Here is a 17,966-nt window from a genome sequence, read left to right as displayed (position 1 = left end):
GTTTGGCGGCGAAGGGGATGGCGTTCGAGCGGCTCGACCAGCTCGCCCTCGAACACCTCTACGGCGTCCGCTAGACGGCGGCGATACCCAGCGAACGGATCGGGCCCGGGGCTCTCGCCCCGGGCCCGATCTCACCCCACACCCATCAGTCGGATCGACTCGCCTTGCGACTCTGTCACCCTCAGGAGGATTTGTTTTTCCCCTTGAGCAGAACAGTAGGCCGGGACCTGACGCGTTCACCGGGAGAATCATCAGAGTTCCATTGGAACGGCGAACGGCACCGCCGCCCGTGGGGGACTAGCCCTCCACCGGGGCCGTAGGCTCGGGCGGGTCCGCCAGCTCGGCCAGCATCTTCTGCCAGACGCCCACGTCGCGCCACTCGCCGTGCTTGTACCCGGCGTCCCTGATGGTCCCCGCCGGCTCGAAGCCGAACGCCGCGTGCAGCGCCTCGCTGCCCGGGTTCGGGCTCGTCACCAGGGCCATGACACTGCGGAAGCCCTGCGCCTCCAAGCGCTTGAGGAGTTCGCGGTACAGCGTCGACCCGACCCGGCGCCCCCGCTGGCCCTCCGCGACGTAGACGGTGGCCTCGGCGGTCCAGTCGTACGCCTGCCTGGCGTTCCACGGCTTCGCATAGGCGAGGCCCACGATTTCGTCCCCGTACACCGCCGCGAGCCAGGGGTAGCGCCCGCCGTACGCGTCGATCTCGCGCTCCCACTCGGCCGCCGACTGCGGCTCGGTCCGGAAGTTCGCGGTGCTGCGGGCGATGTAGTGGTTGACGATCGCGGCTATCGCCGCCGCGTCCGCGACCTCGGCGCGCCGCACGGCGACCACGTCGCCGAAACCGGTGTCACTGGTGCTCATCGCCGAAGCCTATCCGGCGTTCGAGCGGCCTTGAGGCCGTCGCCCCGGCGGTGTGGGCCCCCGTCACCAGACCGTGCTGGGCCGCCACATGCACAGGGACGGGCGCAGGCCGCCCGTCGCCCGGAAGTCCTCCACCGCGCGGGCGAGCGTGCTCAGCGCGATGTGCGCGTCCGGCGGGAACATGCTCGCCGAGTCCATGTCCCGGTACAGCCGCACCCGGGGCGCCAGCAGCTCGTTCGAGAAGGTCACCCATGCGCCGGGACCGTAGTCCTCGCCTCCCGGCCCGTAGTACGACAGGGCGCCCACCTCGGTCCGCCGGTCGACGACGATCTTGAGCCCGTGGTCGGGGCGCCCGCCGGGCTCGTAGCCGGGCCGGTCGCGCACGAGCGCGGTCGGCACCTGCGCCAGGTCGGCGGCGACGATGGTCGCGACCGCCGCGGCGACGCCGTCGGGGTCGTGGGCGAGGAGGACCTGCACCCCGTTGTCCCTTGTGTGGAGCCTGAACTCGGCGCAGTGTCCGGACACATGGGCGCCCGCGGGGCCAGCGCTCATGGGCGGTGCTCCTTCCGGGTCGGGAGAGGCAGATGCGCGGAGTTGGGAATCGTGGTGGTACTCGAGCCGGATCGCCATGGCGGACACCGCACCTCAGTGTTGTCGGGGTTTTGCCAACGACAGTACGTGCGCGATCGCGCCGAATGCGCGGTCAGTCGGGAAGTTGACAGAAAGCCCATGATGTGCCGTGACAACCTGTTCATGCAACTCGTAGATTCCACTCAGGATCGACGGGCCCTCCGGGCCGGACCGCCTCCCCGCGCGGCAAGATAGACCCATGCGAGTGGAACTGCTGGGCCCGTTGCGGGTACGGGACGACTCGGGGGCCGAGATCAGCGTCCCCGCCGGACGCCAGAGCGCCCTCCTCGCCAGGCTCGCACTCGAATCCGGCCGCGACGTCACCGCCGCCGCCCTCATCGACGCCCTCTGGCCCGGCGACGCCCCCGCCAACGCCCTCGGCGCCCTCCACACCCAGCTGTCCCGCCTGCGCCGCACCCTCGGCGCCGCCCGCCTCGAGAGCACCCCCGGCGGCTACCGCCTCGACGCCGCCACCGACGCCGCCGAGTTCGAGCGCTCGGCCTCCCGCGCCGAAGCGGCCGCCCGGGACGACGCGCCCGCCGCCGTCCGCGAGCACGCCGAGGCCGCCCTCGCGCTGTGGCGCGGACCGGCCCTGGCCGGCCTCGACGGGTACGCGTTCGCCGAGGCCGCCCTCGTGCGCCTCGCCGTCCGCCGCGACGCCGTCGCCGCCCTCCGCGTCGACGCCCGGCTGCGCCTCGACGGCGCCGACGCCGTCCTCGCCGAACTGGCCGCCCGCCACGCCGCCGACACCCTGAACGAGACCGACGCCGCCCGCTACATGCGGGCCCTCGCGGCCTCCGGCCGCCAGGCCGAGGCCCTCGCCGTCCACGAGACCGTGCGGCGGCGGCTCGCCGACGAGCTCGGCGTCGACCCCTCCGCGGGCCTCGCCGCCGCCCACCTCGACGTGCTCCGCGGCGTCGCCTCCAAGGCCCCGCCGAAACCCGACCGCCTGCCGCAGCCGCTCACCGCATGCATCGGCCGCGAATCCGAACTCGAGACCCTCGCGGCCCTGCTCAAGGCCAACCGCCTCGTCACACTCACCGGCCCCGGCGGCACCGGCAAGACCCGCCTGGCGGTCGAGACCGCCCACCGCCTCGCCGCCGACGGCCACGCCGTGCACCTCGTCGAGCTCGCCCCCGTCGCCGACCCCTCCCGCCTCCCCGACGTCATGACCGACGCCCTCGGCCTCGGCGAGTCGATCCTCGCGCGCCGCAGCGAGGAGCCGACGGCCCGCCTCGTCGAGGCCCTGTGGGGCCGCGACGTGATCCTCGCCGTCGACAACTGCGAGCACCTCGTCGAGGACGTCGCCGCGCTCCTGGCGCGGCTCCTCGCGCAGGTCCCCGGCCTGCGGGTGCTCGCCACCAGCCGCGAGGCGCTCGGCATCACCGGCGAGGCCGTCCTCGGCGTCGGCCCCCTCCCGCTCCCCGCCCCCGACGCCCCCCTGCCGGAACTGCGGTCGCACGCGGCGATCCGCCTCTTCGAGGAGCGCGCCCGCCAGAGCGACCCCGGCTTCGCCGTGGACGAGGCCAACGCGGCCGTCGTCGTCCAGGTCTGCACCGCGCTCGACGGCCTGCCGCTCGCGGTCGAACTCGCGGCCGCGCGCCTGCGCGGCATGAGCCTCGGCGACCTCGCCGCCCGCCTCGACGACCGCTTCGGTCTGCTCGGCCGCGGCCCCCGCACCGCCGAGCCGCGCCAGCGGACCCTCCGCGCGGTCGTGGACTGGAGCTGGGACCTGCTCGACCCCGCCGAGCGCCGCATCCTCGCCCGCATGTCGGTCTTCAACGGCAGCGCCGACCTCGACGCGGCCTGCGCCGTCTGCGGGGCCACCGCCGACCAGGTCACCGGCCTGGTCGACAAGTCCCTCGTGCAGCGCTTCCCCGGCGGGCGCTACCGGATGCTGGAGACCGTCCGCGAATACGCCGCCGCCCGACTCGCCGAGTCGGGCGAGACCGCCGAGTACTACACGCGCCACGCCGAGCACTACGCCGCCGCGGCCGAGGCCGCCGAACCGCACCTGATGCGGGCCGAGCAGGTGGAGTGGCTCGAACGGCTCGCACCCGACCACGGGAACTTCGGCGCCGCGGTCCGCCGCATGATCGCCGCCGGGAACGCCCTCGTCGCCCACCGCGCCATCGCCCCGCTCTCCTGGTACTGGTGGATGCGCGGCTACCGCCTCGAAGGCCAGGAGCTCGCCCGCGAGGTGCGGGCCATGGAGGGCCCCGTCGAACCGCTCCACCGCGCGAAGGTCGCGATGGCGGGCAGCTGGGGCCTGTGGGCGGGCCTGCTCGACCCCGCCGAGGTCGACGCCGGGTTCGCCGAGGCCGAGGCCCTCATCGAGCGCCATCGCCTCGACGAGTCCGAACCCGTGGCGCAGATGGTGCCGGTCATCCGGGCCGTGCTCTCAGGGGACGAGGCGCGACTGCGCTCCGTCCTCGACTCGCTGGCCCGCCCCGAGGACGACTGGGTCAGGGGCATCACGCTCCTGTTCGTCTCCGACTACTCGGCCCGCGCGGGCCGCGGGGAGCTCGCCGCCGCCGAACTGGCCGAGTCGAACGCGATCTTCGAGCGGCTGGGGGAGCGGTTCGGGCTCATCCTCTCCCTCCAGGCCCTGGCGGGGGACCGGATCGCCGCGGGGGACCACCAGGGCGCGCGGGGGCTCCTGCTCCGCGCGGTCGCGGCCGAGGCCGAGTTCGGGGCCGATCTGGGCGACTCGGTGATCGCCGAGTCCCTGTGGCGCCTCGACGCCGAGCACGGCGACGACCCCGCGGCCGCCCTGGAGCGGATGCGCGAGGTCGAGCAGCGGGCCCGGCGGGTGGGCAATGCCGAGAACGTCATCGCCGCCCGGATCTCGGCCGCGATCTGCCTGCGCCGCCTCGGCCGGCCCGCCGAGGCCCGCGACGAGCTGCTGGCCGCGGAGTCCGGCCTGCCCCGCTTCCTGAGCTTCTCCGAGGTCGTCGTGCAGCTGTACCGCCAGCTCGCGGCCGTGGCGCGCGAGATCGGCGACCCGGACCTGGAGATCCGGGCCGCCGGGATGGTCAGCGGCAGCAACTGGCCGTTCAGCTCGTGAGCCGCCTGCGGTAGGCCCGCAGCGACAGCGGCACGAACACCGCGAACAGCGCCGCGCACCACCCCAGGAGCGTCAGCAGCTCGGTGCCGGGCGTCCCGCCATCGAGGAACACCCGCATCGACTCGGCGAGGGACGTCAGCGGGTTGACCGCCGCGAACCACTGCACCGCCTCGGGCAGCGTCTCCTTCTCCACGAAGATCGTCGAGGTGTACGCCAGCGGCATGAGCAGGCTGATCATCCACGTCTGGATCTGGTCCTCGGTCCTGGCCGTGAGGCCCACGAGCACCATCGTCCAGGAGCACGCGAACAGGAACAGCAGGATCACCGCCGCGGCGCCCGCGACCCCGGCCGCGCCGCCGTCGGAGCGGTAGCCGATCGCGAAGGCCACGCCGCCCACGATGAGGAGCGCCCACGTGTGCTTGACCATGTCGGCGGCGACCCGCCCGGCCAGCAGCGCGAAGCGCGACACCGGCATCGCCGTCAAGCGGTCGAACACGCCCGACTTCAGGTCCGAGAACAGGCCGAGCCCGGTCGTGGTGATCGCGAAGAACAGGCCCATCGCGATGAGGGCCGGGCCCGCGTAGTCGAGGAACGCCTGCCACGAGCCCATCATCTGCCCGCCCATGAAGAATGTGATGGACAGCAGGATCATGAGCGGGATCATGAGGAACTCGACGAGCTGCGCGGGCTGGTTCCGGATCGACACCAGCGAGCGCGCCGTCATCGACGCCGCCTGCGCGAACGCCCCGCGGCGCGTGGACCACGTCGTCGCGGCCGCCGGTGCGGTCGATGCGGTCGTCATGCCGCCACCTCCGTCTTCTCGTCGGCACCGGTGCGGTGCCCGGTCAGGGTCAGGAACACCTCGTCGAGGGTCGGCTCGTCGAGCCCGAACGCGGACAGGTCGATCCCGGCCTGCGACACCCGCGACATGAGGGCGGTGGCCTCCCCGGCGTGCGCCACGGGCACGAACAGGGAGCCGTCCTCCTCGCGACCGCCCGCGCCGACGGTCCAGTCGGCGAGGTCCCGCAGCTGCGCGAGCGCCTCGGGGCGGACCGGCCGCATCCGCAGCACGAGCCCGCCCACGGTCTGCTTGAGCTGCGAGGGCGTGCCCGAGGCGATGACCCGCCCGGCGTCGATCACGGCGATCGAGTCGGCCAGCTGGTCGGCCTCCTCCAGGTACTGGGTGGTCAGCAGGACGGTGGTGCCCTCGGCGACCAGCTCCCGCACGACCGCCCACAGTCCGCCCCGGCTGCTCGGGTCGAGCCCGGTGGTCGGCTCGTCCAGGACCAGGACCTCGGGGCGGCGCACGATCGACGCGGCCAGGTCGAGCCGGCGGCGCATCCCGCCGGAGTAGCCCTCGACGGGCCGCGAGGCCGCGTGGGCCAGGTCGAACCGCTCGATCAGCTCGTGCGCGCGGGCCCTGGCCCGGGACCGCGAGGCCCCGAGGAGCCGCGCGATGAGCACGAGGTTCTGCTCGCCGGTCAGGGCGTCGTCGAGCCCGGCGTACTGGCCCGTGAGGCTCAGGCGCTCGCGCACCTGCGCCGCCTGGGAGGCGACGTCGAGCCCGAGCACGCGGGCGGTCCCGGCGTCGGCGGCCGTGAGCGTGGACAGGACGCGGACGGCGGTGGTCTTGCCCGCGCCGTTGGGCCCGAGCAGGCCCAGGACCGTGCCCGGGGCGGCGGCGAGGTCGACGCCGTCCAGGGCGCGGACCTCGCCGAAGGACTTCACCAGCCCTCGGACTTCGATGGCGTGTCGCATCAGGGATGCCTCTCTGGTTCGGTGGGTGTGGAACCAGAGTGCGGCCTTCGCCTTTCACGGCGCTTGCAGCGCGCTTTCACCGCCTTCCGGCACGTGAAAGTCCAGGTCAAGCAGGGTCGGGAAGGGCGCCGACGAGGAACTCGGCCACGGCGGTCATCTCCCGGGCGGCCTGCTCCTCGCTCACCTCGTGCTCGTCCCAGGCGCCGAAGACCGCCGCGATGTAGCGGTGGTCCGGGCCGATGGTCCCGGTCGAGACGAGGAACAGGTCGGGCTTGCAGCAGCCCCAGCCCTGCTTCACCGCCCAGTCGAGGCCGTCGGCGGCGGTGGGGATCCCGAAGGTCTGGTCGTAGCCGTCGGACCCGAACTCCGTGGTCGCCGCCATCGCGTCGACGATGACGGCGCGGTCGCCCTCGGGCAGTCCGGTGAGGACGAACTCGTACATCCGCACGATGTCCGAGGCGGAGATCAGCACGTCGCCCCAGCGCCCCCAGTCCGGCGAAGGCGTGGTGTGCTCGAGCCCCATCTCCTCCGCCAGCTCCTCGATGACGACCGGGCCCTCCACGACGCCCCACAGCTCGTTGGCGATCGGGTCGTCGCTCCTGGAGATCATCTCGGCCACCCTGGACGGGTCGGCCCCGGCCCGGAGCGCGCCGACGGCGATGAGGACCTTGGAGACCGACATCGAGAAGTGGACGTCGTCGGGGCGGTAGGCGAGCAGGTACCGGTCCTCGGCCGAGTCGTAGAGCGCGAAGCCGAACTCGCCGGCCAGCCCGGCCCCGCCCATGAAGTCCGCGGCCGCCGACTCGGGGTCCGCCTCGCCCTCGGAGCTCGGCTCCGGCGCCGGCGAGAGCCGGATGTCCGCCTCCGGCTCGGGCATCGCCGCGAGGACGCCGATCGTGAGCGAGAAGACCGCGACCACGGCGCCGACGGCCCACGCGATCGTCTTCCCGGTGAGGGCGGGGCTGAACCGATGAGGCATGTGGAACCCGGTTTCCGGCGTAGGGAGGGCCGTTTGCGGCAGTCGGGAGTCTAGCAATCCGCAGGTCCCCCACGGCGATTCAGGACTTTCGGCGGGGGCCGGTCGGCGGATGCCCCGCGCGGGGACGCGAAGGGCCGCCTCCGCTCGCGGAGGCGGCCCTCGGACGCGTCGGCTAGCCCTTGATGGCGCCGGTGATGATCGCCTTCGTGAAGTGCTTCTGGATGAACGGGTACATGATCACGATCGGGACGATCGTGCAGACCACCACGGCCATCTTCAGCGCCGCGGTCGGGGCCGCCTCGGCGGCCTGGTACTGGCCGATGTCGGCGCCGGGCATCCCCTGCGTCGACATGAGCATCCGCTGGAGCACCACCTGGATCGGCTGGGTCTCCAGGCCCGGGGTGTACAGCACCGCCTGGAAGTAGATGTTCCAGTAGCCCACCGCGTAGAACAGCGCGATGACCGCCAGGATCGCCTTCGACATCGGCAGCACGACCTTGAACAGGATCCGGAACTCCCCGGCCCCGTCCATCTTCGCGGCGTCGATGAGCTCCGCGGGCACGCTGTTCATGAAGAACGCGCGCAGCACGATCAGGTTGAACGCGTTCAGCGCCGAGGGCAGGATCAGCGACCAGTAGGTGTCGAGCAGCCCCAGCTGCTGCACCACCAGGTAGCTGGGGTACATGCCCGGCCCGAACAGGAACGTGAACAGCACCAGCATGAGCAGCGGGCGGTGCATCAGCGACCCGGGCCGCGACAGCCCGTAGGCCGCGCCGATGGTGAGCACCATCGAGATCGCGGTGCCCCCGGCGGTCAGGAGCACGGTCACCAGCAGCGAGTTGGTGAGCGCGCCGCCGCCCAGGATCTCGCGGTAGGCCTGCGCGCTGAGCTCGGTGGGGAGCAGCAGCAGGTTCCCGCCGGCCTTCTGGAGGGCCTCCTCGCTCGCGAAGCTGGTGGCCACGACCGCCCAGATCGGGAGGACGATCGCGGCGGCGTAGCAGACGAGGAAGGCCGCCTTGACCAGCTTCCCGAAGACGGACGGCTCCTCGTCCCACGCGGGGCGCCGGCTCTTGCGCGGGGACTTCGTTCGGACAGCAGCGGTGGTCATGACTTCTGGTAGATCCCTTGCTCTCCGAGGCGGTGGGCCACGTTGTTCGCGACGAGGATCAGGATCAACCCGATCACGCCCTTGAACAGGCCCGCCGCGGTACCGAACGAGTACTGGCTGGTGAGGATGGCGCGGTAGTAGACGAAGGTGTCCAAGACCTCGGTGGTCTGGTAGCCGACGGCCTGGCGCTGGAGCTGGTACTGCTCGAAGCCGACGGTGAGGATGTTGCCGATGTGGAGGATCAGCAGCAGCACGATCACCGGCCGGATGCCCGGGATCGTGATGTGCCACATGCGCTTCCAGCGCCCGGCGCCGTCGACGGCGGCGGCCTCGTACAGGCTCGGGTTGATCGACGCGAGCGCGGCCAGGAAGATGATCATGCCCCAGCCGGCGTCCTTCCAGGCCCACTGCATCCAGGCCAGGAACGTGAACGTGTCCGGGTCGGACATGATGTCGAGCCGTTCGCCGCCCGCTCCGAGCAGCCAGTTGCTGACCAGTCCGTCGGCGCCGAGCACCTGCACGAAGATGGTGACGACCAGGACCCACGAGAAGAAGTACGGCAGGTACACGATCGACTGGAAGACGCTGCGGACCTTCGTCGAGACCACGCTGTGCATGATGAGCGCCAAGGCGATCGACAGCGGGAACAGGAACAGCAGGTTGAGCGCCGAGAACTTCAGCGTGTTCAGCAGCGCCGGCAGGAAGTACGGGTCGGAGAAGAGCCGCCCGAACCAGGCGAATCCGACGAACGGGTTCTCCCAGAAGCTCCGGTAGGGGCTGTAGTCCATGAACGCGATGATGTTCCAGGACGAGGGCCAGTAGAAGAACACCGCCAGCTGCACGAGCGCGGGCAGGGTCATCAGCAGCAGGGGCCAGTCGTGGCGCAGCCGCTGGCCCAGGGTGCGCTTGCGTCTGAGGTCGGAACGGCCCCCAGCCCGGCCCGAGGCCGGGGGCGCTGAGGTCTGGAGTGCTGTCATCGCTTGTGTGTCCAGTCAGTGCGGGAACGGGGAAGGGAGCGGGCCGGGCGGCGGCGGAGGGCACCGCCGCCGCCCGGGGGTCTTACTCGCCCTGCGCCTTGTTGTAGGCGTTCGTGAAGTGCTCGCGGGCGGCCTCGCCGCCGGAGTTCAGGAAGGTCTCGACCATGTCGGGGATCGCGGACAGCTCGGCGCGGCCGTAGGCGATGTCGTCCTGCTGGTCCAGGAGCGTCTGCGCGGCGGTCTTGTAGTCCGCCGGGCCCTCGACGCGCAGCCCCGCGAAGATGTCCTCCTCGGCGAAGTCCTTCACCGACGCGTTGTACTCGAACCTCCGCTGCACGAACTCGGGGTCGCCGGTCAGGAAGGTCTGCACCTGGCCCGACATCTCCTTGAAGTTGACGGGGGCCTGGACGGTGGCGATGCCCGCCTCGGTGCGCACGGGGAAGCCGTCGTCGCCGTAGGTGAAGTGGGTGCCCTCGACGCCGTACTGGATGAGCTCGTACTCCTTGGTGCCGTAAGGCGCGGAGCAGAAGTTCATGACGTCCAGGAGCTCCTTGACCTGGTCCTCGGAGAGGTCCTTGTTGAAGAAGGTCCACCCGCCGACGGACTTGCTGACGTAGCGGATCGGCTCGCGGCCGCCGAACCCGATCGCGCCGATGGGGTCGACCGCGCCCTCGGCGGTGCCGCCGAGCACCTGGTTGGTGTAGTCGCTCCACCAGGAGATGCCGTCCTGCGACATGAGGATGGTCCCGGCCACGTGCAGCGCGTGCCCGTCCAGGGTCCCGGTCGGGGTGTCCGGGTGGATCAGGCCCTCGTCCCAGCAGGTGCGGCGGAACTCGAGCCACTCGGTGTACTCGGGGCGCTCGCAGTTGTGGACGAGCTTGCCGTCGATGTACGCCCAGCCGGGGCTCGAGGCGAGCCCGAACCACTCGGGGGTCACGTAGTCCAGGCCCAGGAAGGCCCATTTGCCGTTGGCGCCGTCGGACCACTGGCGGGCGACCTCGAGGACCTCCTCGACCGTGGTCGGCATGGCCAGGCCGGCGTCCTCCAGGAGGTCGGTGCGGACGAACATCCCGTTGCCGGGGCCGCCGTAGAAGCTCTGCGGGATGCCGAAGACCCGCGCGGTCTCGGGGTCGGCCGGGTCGGTCGACCAGACCGACTGGCCCCACGAGAGGGTGGGCTCGCCGGCGAGGAGCGGCCAGCGGTCGCTGATGTCGCCCTTGACGATGTCGGTCAGGTCGTAGAAGGTGTTGGCCACCGTCTCCTGGAAGTTCGGGTGGGAGTCGGTCATCCAGCCGAAGATGTTGATGGCGTCGCCGAACTCGTTGGCCTGGAGCCACTGCACCGAGGTCTGGGCGAAGGTGTTGCCGTCCGCGTGGCGGAGGTTGACCTTGGTGCCGCCCCAGGCCTCCTGGAGGGCCGTGAAGTACGGGTCGTCCCCGGACGGGGGCGTGCCCCACATCGGGACGGTGATCTCGTACTCGCCGCCGGCCTCGGCGGTCTCGACGCCGTCGACCGATTCGGGGTAGGTGGTGAAGCCGGAGGGGTGGTTCGGCGGCTCGCCGACCAGGTCGGGCTGCACCGGGAGCTCGTACTCCTTGTACGTGGGCAGGAAGTCGAAGCCCTCGGTCGCCTGGGTGCTGCCGGCTCCCGACTCGATGTCGCTGCAAGCGGCGATGACGGGGAGGCCCGCCACTCCGGCGGCGCCGAGACCGGCCGCCTTGAACAGGGAGCGGCGCCGGAAGATCGACCCGTCTGAGGGAGTAGCCACGTTGCTGTCCTTTCGGTCGTGCTGCTGTGAGGGTGTTGCGGGGGGTGTGGCCGATAATTAGTTCGGCTATTCGATAAACTAAAGTAGCGCACGGTGACACCCCGCACAAGCGGGGGGTCAGGCGAAACGGGCGCGGATTGATCACGATTCGGGAACGGGACTTGTGGTGGAACATGCACATACGCCACTGTCGGGGACCGCTCGACGACCGTTGGTCGCCATCCACGACAATGCCAACTGACGGCTCGCACACCGCGCCGGAAGGCGCCGGCGGACGGTTCACGGACGCCGGCCGCCAGTGCCGGAGCGGTCTGCGGGCGTCGCGGACGAGGCCCACCGGCCCCGCCCGCGGCGGACGGAAAAAGGAACAGCAGGAGGACGAACATGGCGATGCGCATCGCGGCCAAGTCGGCCGGGGCCGACGGCGTCCCTGAGGGCGAGCCCGGCCGCGCCAAACGCGCCGACTTCACCGACGTGCGGGCCAACAACCTCGGCTTCGTGCTCCGCCAGGTCCGCGCCGAGGGCCGGTGCTCCCGCGCCGACCTGGCCGCCAAGACCGGCCTCAACAAGGCCACCGTCTCCTCCCTCGTCGCCGAGCTCATCGAGCGCCGCGTCCTGCGCGAGTCCGGCTCGGTCATCGGCAACATCGGCCGCCCCGCGGTCCTCCTGTCCGTCGACACCGGCTACTACGCCTCGCTCGGCGTCGAGGTCAACGTCGACTACATGACCCTCGTCGCCGTCGACCTCGCCGGGAACCGCCTCCTGTCCTGGCGCCGCGCCCACGACGGCTCCGGCTCCACCCCTGGCAAGTCGGTCTCCGCCCTCGCCGGGCTCGCCAAGCGCGCCGTCGACAAGATGGACGCCGAGGGCCGCCAGATCCTCGGCCTCGCCGTCGCCGTGCCCGGCATGATCGACAACGACGGCGTCGTCCAGCGCGCGCCCATGCTCGGCTGGGACCGGTTCGACCTCACCGGGCGCCTGCGCCAGGCCATGCGCGACCCCAAGTACGCCGTCACCGCCGACAACGACGCCAACCTCGGCGCCGTCGCCGAGCAGCGCTTCGGCTCCTGGGCCGGGGTGTCCAACATGATCTACCTGACCGGCGAGATCGGCCTGGGCGCCGGCCTCATCGTCGACGGCGAGCTCCGCAGGGGCGCCACCGGCTTCGCCGGCGAGATCGGCAACCTCCTCATCGAGGTCGACGGCCGCGTCGGCCGCGTCGAGGACTTCGCCGGCGTCAGCGCCGTCCTCAAGGAGCTGTCCGAATCGGACGACATCGCCGGCGCCGAGGTCGAGGCCGAGGTCGAGGACATCGTCACCCGCGCCCGCGCCGGCGAGGACCGCGTGGTCGCGTCCCTGGAGCGCATCGGCCGCTCCCTCGGCGCCGGGATCGCCCTCGCCGTCGACCTGCTCAACCCCGAGGCCGTGGTCCTCGGCGGCCACTACCAGGCCCTGAGCCCGTGGATCGGCCCCGCCGCCGAGACCGAGCTGGCCGCGCGCACCCACGCCTCCGGCGCGGGCGGGACCGAGGTCGTCGTCTCCTCGCTCGGCCACGAGGCCCCCGCGCTGGGCGCGGCCACCGGCATCCTCAACGACATCGACGCGGGCCGGATGCCGACCCCGCTCGGCGCCTGAGCCCCGCGGGACCGCAGCGCCCACGGGACACGGGAGCTGCGGTCCCCAGCGCCGCGGGCGACCCTGCGGGACTCGGCGGGCGGCGTTCGTTTCGGAACTGTTACCGCCGCCGTTTCCGCAGGCCCGCGCCTGCTGAGGGGTGGAAATCCGTCTATACCGCCCGCGCCGGCGCCCGGCCCGCCTTGACGCCGGTCGCGGCGGGGGTGTAGAAATCTTGCATTCCTCAATCGAAGCGCTTCGACAAGGTCCTTCACCGACAGCGCGGCTCCGATGTCAACGCCCTCACCGGTGGCGGCCCCCCATCATCGAAGCGCTTCGACGGCCTTTCGCACGACAGCGACGTCCAAGCAAGGGAGCCACCCATGAACGACCTCGACACGAGCCCCGCCTTCCGCGACCCGGGCCTGCCGCGCGAGAAGCGCGTCGCCGACCTGCTCTCCCGCCTCACCCTGGACGAGAAGATCGGGCTGCTGCACCAGTACCACCGGCCCGTCGAGCGGCTCGGCATGGGCCCGTTCAAGACCGGCACCGAAGCCCTCCACGGGCTCGCCTGGCTCGGCGAGGCCACCGTCTTCCCGCAGGTGGTCGCCCTCGGCGCCACCTGGAACCCCGCGCTCGTGGAGCAGGTCGGCGCGGCCGTCGCCGACGAGGTCCTCGCCTTCAACCACGACGACCCGGTCAAGGTCGGCCGCAACGTCTGGGCCCCCACCGTGAACCCGCTGCGCGACCCCCGCTGGGGCCGCAACGAGGAGGGCTACTCCGAGGACGCGTGGATGACCGGCCTCATGGGCGCCGCCTACGCGCGCGGCCTCAAGGGCGAGGGCCCCGTCTGGAAGACCGCCCCCACCGTCAAGCACTTCCTCGCGTACGGCAACGAGGCCGACCGCTGCACCACCTCCTCCAACATGCCGCCCCGCGTCCTGCGCGAGTACGAGTTCGCCGCCCACCGCCCGGCACTGGCGAGCGGCGACGCGGTCGCGGTGATGCTCTCCTACAACCTCGTCAACGGCCGCCCCGCCCACGTGACCCCCCTGGTGAACGACGAGCTGCGCACCTGGGCCGAAGACGAGGTCTTCGTCGTCTCGGACGCCTACGCGCCCAACAACCTCGCGCAGCTCCAGGGCTACTTCGAGGACCTCCCGACCGCCTACGCCGCCGCCGTCAAGGCCGGCCTGGACTCCTTCACCCAGGACGACGACCGCCCCGGCGAGGTCCTCGCCCACCTCCGGGCCGCCCTCGAGCGCGGCCTGCTCGACGAGGCCGACGTCGACACCGCCGTCCGCCGCAACCTGTCCGTGCGCTTCGGACTCGGCGAGTTCGACCCCGAGGACCCCTACGCGGGCATCGGCCGCGAGGCCGTGAACTCCGAGGCGCACCGGGCCCTCGCCCGCGAGGCCGCGACCCAGTCGATCACCCTGCTCAGGAACGACGGCATCCTGCCGCTCGCCGCCCCCGGGAAGATCGCCGTGGTCGGCCCGCTCGCCGACGTCCAGATGCAGGACTGGTACTCCGGCACCCTGCCGTACGCCGTCACCGCCCGCGCCGCGATCGGCGAGCGCGCCGAGGTCCTCCACGCCGAAGGCGTCGACCGCATCCGCCTGCGCCACAAGACCGGGTACGTCACTGTCGAGGGCGACGCCGAGGGCGACGCCGAGGTCGTCGTCGCCGACGGCACCGGCGCGGCCGCGCAGTTCGACCTCCTCGACTGGGGCGGCCTGTCCTACCTCCTGCGCAGCGTCGCCACCGGCAAGGTCCTCAACGGGACCAAGGACGGCCGCGTCACCGCCGACTCGCACGGCCCGCACGAGTTCGACGTCACCGAGACGTTCCGGATCGCCGAGATCGAGGGCGGGAAGGTCGCCTTCCGCCAGATCCACAAGCCCGAGGGCGCCGCCGGCGGCAAGTGGATCGGCGTCGGGGACGACGGCCGCCTCACCCTCGTCGCCGACCTGGCCGACGCCGCCGCGTTCGACTTCGAGTTCGTCGTCAAAGGCCACGACGAGGCCGCGGCCCTCGCCGCCGAGGCCGACGTGGCCGTGGTCGTGCTCGGCGACCACCCGCTGGTCAACGGCCGCGAGACCGAGGACCGCACCGACCTCTTCCTGCCCCAGTCCCAGGAGTACCTCCTGCGGCGCGTCATGAAGGCCAACCCGAATACCATTCTGGTCATGTCGTCCTCCTATCCGTTCGCCGTGAACTGGGACGCCACGCGCCCGCCCGCCGTGCTGTGGTCCGGCCACGGCGGCCAGGAGTGGGGCAACGCCCTCGCCGACGTCCTCTTCGGCGACCGCGACCCCGAGGGCCGCCTGCCGCAGACCTGGTACACCGACGCCGCCGAGCTCCCCGCGATGCTCGACTACGACATCGTGGCCTCCGACGCGACCTACCTCTACTACCTCGGCCAGCCGCTCCACCCGTTCGGCCACGGCCTCTCCTACGCGGCGTTCAAGTACGCGAACCTCGCCGTCGACCGCGAGCAGGCCCGCCCCGGCGACGAGCTCCGCGTCACCGTCGACGTCACCAACACCGCCGACCGCGACGGCGTCGAAGTGGTACAGCTCTACTCCCACCAGTGCGGCTCCCGCGTCAAGCAGCCGCTGCGCCAGCTCCGCGGCTTCGACAAGGTCCGCCTCGCCGCGGGCGAGACCCGCACCGTCGCGTTCACCGTCGCCGTGGACGACCTCGCCCACTGGGACAACGTCACCGGGCGGATGATCGTGGAGAAGAGCCGCCAGCGCCTCATGGTCGGCCGCTCCGCCGCGGACATCCTCCTGTCGGCCTCGGTCCGCGTCGACGGCGAGGTCGTCGGCCCGCGCGACCTCTCGGAGCCCTTGCGCGCCACCACGAACGACGCCTACGCGGGCGTCGAGTGGCGCGACGAGGACCGCACCGGCGGCGACGTGATCGCCGCCGAGGAGGCCGGCGGCTGGATCATGCTCGGCGACTGCGACTTCGGCGGAGTCGAACAGAGGCGCAGCGGCGGAGTCGAACAGAGGCGCGGCGGCGGAGTCGAACAGAGGCGCAGCGGTGGAACCGAACCGCGGCACGGCGCGCCCCGCTACACCACCGTGACCGCCCGCGTCGCCGGCCGGCCCTCGCAGCTCCAACTGCGCGTGGACGACCCGCTCGACGGCGACGTGCTCGCCAAGATCGACACCCCCGCCACCGGCGGCGTCTACGACTACGAGGACGTCACGGTCGACCTCGGCCCCGTCGAGGGCGTCAAGGACCTCTACGTGACCTTCGAGGGCCCCGTCCGCCTCGCCTCGCTCGGGTTCTCTTCTGCGCTCAGCGGCGGGGAGTCCTAGTGGCCGGCCCTGGCCGCGGCGTCACCATCGCCGACGTCGCCGCCCGCGCCGGGGTCGCCGCGAGCACCGTCTCCTACGTCCTGAGCGGCAAGCGGTCGATCTCGCCCGAGACGGCCGACCGCGTCATGCAGGCCGTCGCCGACCTCGGCTACCACCCGCACGCCGGGGCGCGCTCGCTCGCCTCCCGCCGCGCGGGCGTCATCGCGATGATGCTCCCGCTGCGCGACGGCATGCACCTGCCGGTGCTCATGCAGTTCGCCTCCGGCGCGGTCACCGAGGCCCGCCGCCACGACCAGGACGTGCTGCTCATGACCGCCGACGAGGGCCCGGCGGGCCTGTCGCGCGTCGCGGCCTCGGCCATCGTCGACGGCCTCATCCTCATGGACGTCGAGGTGCGCGACCCGCGCGTGGAGACCCTGCGCCGCCTCGGCCTCCCGAGCGTCCTCATCGGGTTCCCCGCCGACGCCGAAGGCCTGACCTGCGTCGACCTCGACTTCACCGCCGCCGGGCGGGTCTGCGCCGACTACCTCGCCGAGCGCGGCTGCGGCGACATCGCGCTCCTGGGCGCCTCCGAGGCGGTCTACGCGCGCCGCACCGGCTTCGCCGAGCGCGTCCGCGAGGGCTTCCTCGGCCGCTCCGGCGCGCGCGCCGAGGTCTGGCCCTGCCCCGACGAGGCGGTCTCGGTGCAGCGCACCGTGAAGGAGCTGCTGGCGGCCAACCCGGCGCTGACGGGCCTGGCCGTCCACAACGAGCCGGCCGTCGGCCACGTCATGCACGCGCTGGCCGACGCGGGCAAGCGCGTGGGGGAGGACTTCCACGTGGTCGTCATCGGCCCCGACGAGGTCGCCGAGCGGGTCCACCCGCAGCTGCCGTCGGTGCTGGTGCCCGCCGAGACGCTCGCGGAGACCGCGGTGCGCCACCTCATGCGCAAGCTCGACGGCCTGGAGGTCCCGGACTCGACCCTGGTCGAACCGCAGCTGACCGTCCGGTAGACCGGACGACGGCACGGCGGCCCCGAAGCCCTCGCAGGGCCTCGGGGCCGCCGTCCCTCATGGGGGGAGTGCGGTGCCCGCGGGTCACCCGACGTCGATGCCCTGGTCCTCGAGCCAGGCGAGCGAGTCGATCTTCTCGCCGTCCTGGAGCACCTCGAAGTGCAGGTGCGGGCCGGTCGAGCCGCCGGTGTTCCCCGAGAGGATGACGGTGTCGCCCTTGGAGAGCTCGTCGCCGACGCTGACGGGGACCTCGGAGGCGTGCGCGTAGCGCGTCTCGAGGCCGTCGCCGTGGTCGACGTAGACCACGTTGCCGTAGCCGCCGGCCTCGAAGCCCACGTAGGTCACGGTGCCGTCGCCGACGACCTTGATCTCGTCGCCCTCCCAGTTGCCGAAGTCGGTCCCGCCGTGCAGCCTGCCGTCGCGCATCCCGTAGTACGAGGTGATCGCCGCCTCGGAGGGGGCCGTCCACGGGTTGGCCGCCTCGGCCTCCGCCTCGGCCGCTTCGGCCGCCGCCTGCGCCGCCTCCTCAGCCGCCGCCTCGGCCTCGGCCTCGGCGGCGGCCTGCTCCTCGGCCTCCCGCTCGGCGGCCTCGGCCTCGGCCTGCACGCGGGCGGCCTCCTCGGAGGCGCTCTCGGCCGCCATCTCGGCGAGCACGGTGTCGACCTTCCAGTCGGCCTGGACCATCGTCTGCTCCTCGACGGTCCGGTCCTCGGCGGCCTGCGCGGCGGCCTGCCCCGACAGGGAGGAGACGACCCAGCCCGTGACGATGGCGGCGACGAGTCCCGCCGACACGAACCGCCAGGTGTGACGTTCGCGACGGATGCGGCGCCTGCGGATGATCGCCCGGATCCGGCGGCTGGTCATTTCGCGTCCTGCGGACTCG

Annotated in this window: 13 protein-coding genes; 4 read left to right on the top strand and 9 right to left on the bottom strand. The window is 72.3% G+C overall.

Annotated elements, in window-relative coordinates; genetic code table 11:
* Positions 1–297: 297 nt before the first annotated feature.
* On the bottom strand, positions 298–861 hold the full coding sequence (locus tag LO763_RS15125; RefSeq protein ID WP_230603508.1) for a GNAT family N-acetyltransferase: 564 nt from the start codon (positions 859–861) through the stop codon (positions 298–300).
* Between the two features lie 63 nt (positions 862–924).
* Positions 925–1,413, bottom strand: coding sequence for an Imm1 family immunity protein (locus tag LO763_RS15120; protein ID WP_230603506.1), 489 nt, complete (start codon positions 1,411–1,413; stop codon positions 925–927).
* Between the two features lie 277 nt (positions 1,414–1,690).
* Between LO763_RS15120 and LO763_RS15115 the strand changes: the two genes are divergently transcribed.
* The gene (locus LO763_RS15115; protein WP_230603504.1) at positions 1,691–4,558 is read left to right on the top strand and encodes an ATP-binding protein; all 2,868 of its coding nucleotides are present in this window, start codon (positions 1,691–1,693) and stop codon (positions 4,556–4,558) included.
* Here the strand turns inward: LO763_RS15115 and LO763_RS15110 are convergent.
* The 6 genes from LO763_RS15110 to LO763_RS15085 form a co-directional block, all read right to left on the bottom strand.
* A complete protein-coding gene (locus tag LO763_RS15110) occupies positions 4,548–5,360 on the bottom strand; it encodes an ABC transporter permease (RefSeq protein ID WP_230603502.1) in 813 nt (270 codons plus the stop codon). The genes LO763_RS15115 and LO763_RS15110 overlap by 11 nt on opposite strands.
* A complete protein-coding gene (locus LO763_RS15105; protein WP_230603500.1) occupies positions 5,357–6,316 on the bottom strand; it encodes an ATP-binding cassette domain-containing protein in 960 nt (319 codons plus the stop codon). Before LO763_RS15105 ends, LO763_RS15110 begins: the two co-directional genes overlap by 4 nt.
* 106 nt (positions 6,317–6,422) lie before the next feature.
* Entirely contained in the window at positions 6,423–7,295 is an 873-nt protein-coding gene (locus LO763_RS15100) for a serine hydrolase (RefSeq protein WP_230603498.1), read from the bottom strand.
* 172 nt (positions 7,296–7,467) lie between these two features.
* Positions 7,468–8,403: a carbohydrate ABC transporter permease gene (locus LO763_RS15095; RefSeq protein ID WP_230603496.1), complete on the bottom strand. Its 936-nt coding sequence runs from the start codon at positions 8,401–8,403 to the stop codon at positions 7,468–7,470.
* Positions 8,400–9,380: an ABC transporter permease gene (locus LO763_RS15090; protein WP_230603494.1), complete on the bottom strand. Its 981-nt coding sequence runs from the start codon at positions 9,378–9,380 to the stop codon at positions 8,400–8,402. Before LO763_RS15090 ends, LO763_RS15095 begins: the two co-directional genes overlap by 4 nt.
* Positions 9,381–9,462: 82 nt before the next feature.
* A complete protein-coding gene (locus LO763_RS15085; RefSeq protein WP_230603492.1) occupies positions 9,463–11,148 on the bottom strand; it encodes a type 2 periplasmic-binding domain-containing protein in 1,686 nt (561 codons plus the stop codon).
* Between the two features lie 384 nt (positions 11,149–11,532).
* On the opposite strand from LO763_RS15085, the gene LO763_RS15080 reads away from it, so the two are divergent.
* The 3 genes from LO763_RS15080 to LO763_RS29870 all read left to right on the top strand — a co-directional run bounded on the left by LO763_RS15080 (position 11,533) and on the right by LO763_RS29870 (position 17,083).
* Positions 11,533–12,783: an ROK family transcriptional regulator gene (locus tag LO763_RS15080; RefSeq protein ID WP_230603490.1), complete on the top strand. Its 1,251-nt coding sequence runs from the start codon at positions 11,533–11,535 to the stop codon at positions 12,781–12,783.
* Positions 12,784–13,145: 362 nt separating this feature from the next.
* Positions 13,146–16,091 carry a glycoside hydrolase family 3 protein gene (locus tag LO763_RS15075; protein ID WP_230603488.1) on the top strand — a complete coding sequence of 982 codons (2,946 nt, stop codon included), beginning with the start codon at positions 13,146–13,148 and terminating at the stop codon, positions 16,089–16,091.
* A complete protein-coding gene (locus tag LO763_RS29870; RefSeq protein WP_230603486.1) occupies positions 16,091–17,083 on the top strand; it encodes a LacI family DNA-binding transcriptional regulator in 993 nt (330 codons plus the stop codon). Before LO763_RS15075 ends, LO763_RS29870 begins: the two co-directional genes overlap by 1 nt.
* 84 nt (positions 17,084–17,167) lie before the next feature.
* Here the strand turns inward: LO763_RS29870 and LO763_RS15065 are convergent, their stop codons facing one another.
* Entirely contained in the window at positions 17,168–17,947 is a 780-nt protein-coding gene (locus tag LO763_RS15065; protein WP_230603484.1) for a M23 family metallopeptidase, read from the bottom strand.
* Between the last annotated feature and the right edge of the window lie 19 nt (positions 17,948–17,966).

The organism is Glycomyces amatae, assembly GCF_020991375.1.
In the GTDB taxonomy this organism is placed as follows: domain Bacteria; phylum Actinomycetota; class Actinomycetes; order Mycobacteriales; family Micromonosporaceae; genus Glycomyces; species Glycomyces amatae.
Note: the sequence above shows the minus strand (reverse complement) of the source record. Positions and strands in the feature narration are given on the sequence as shown.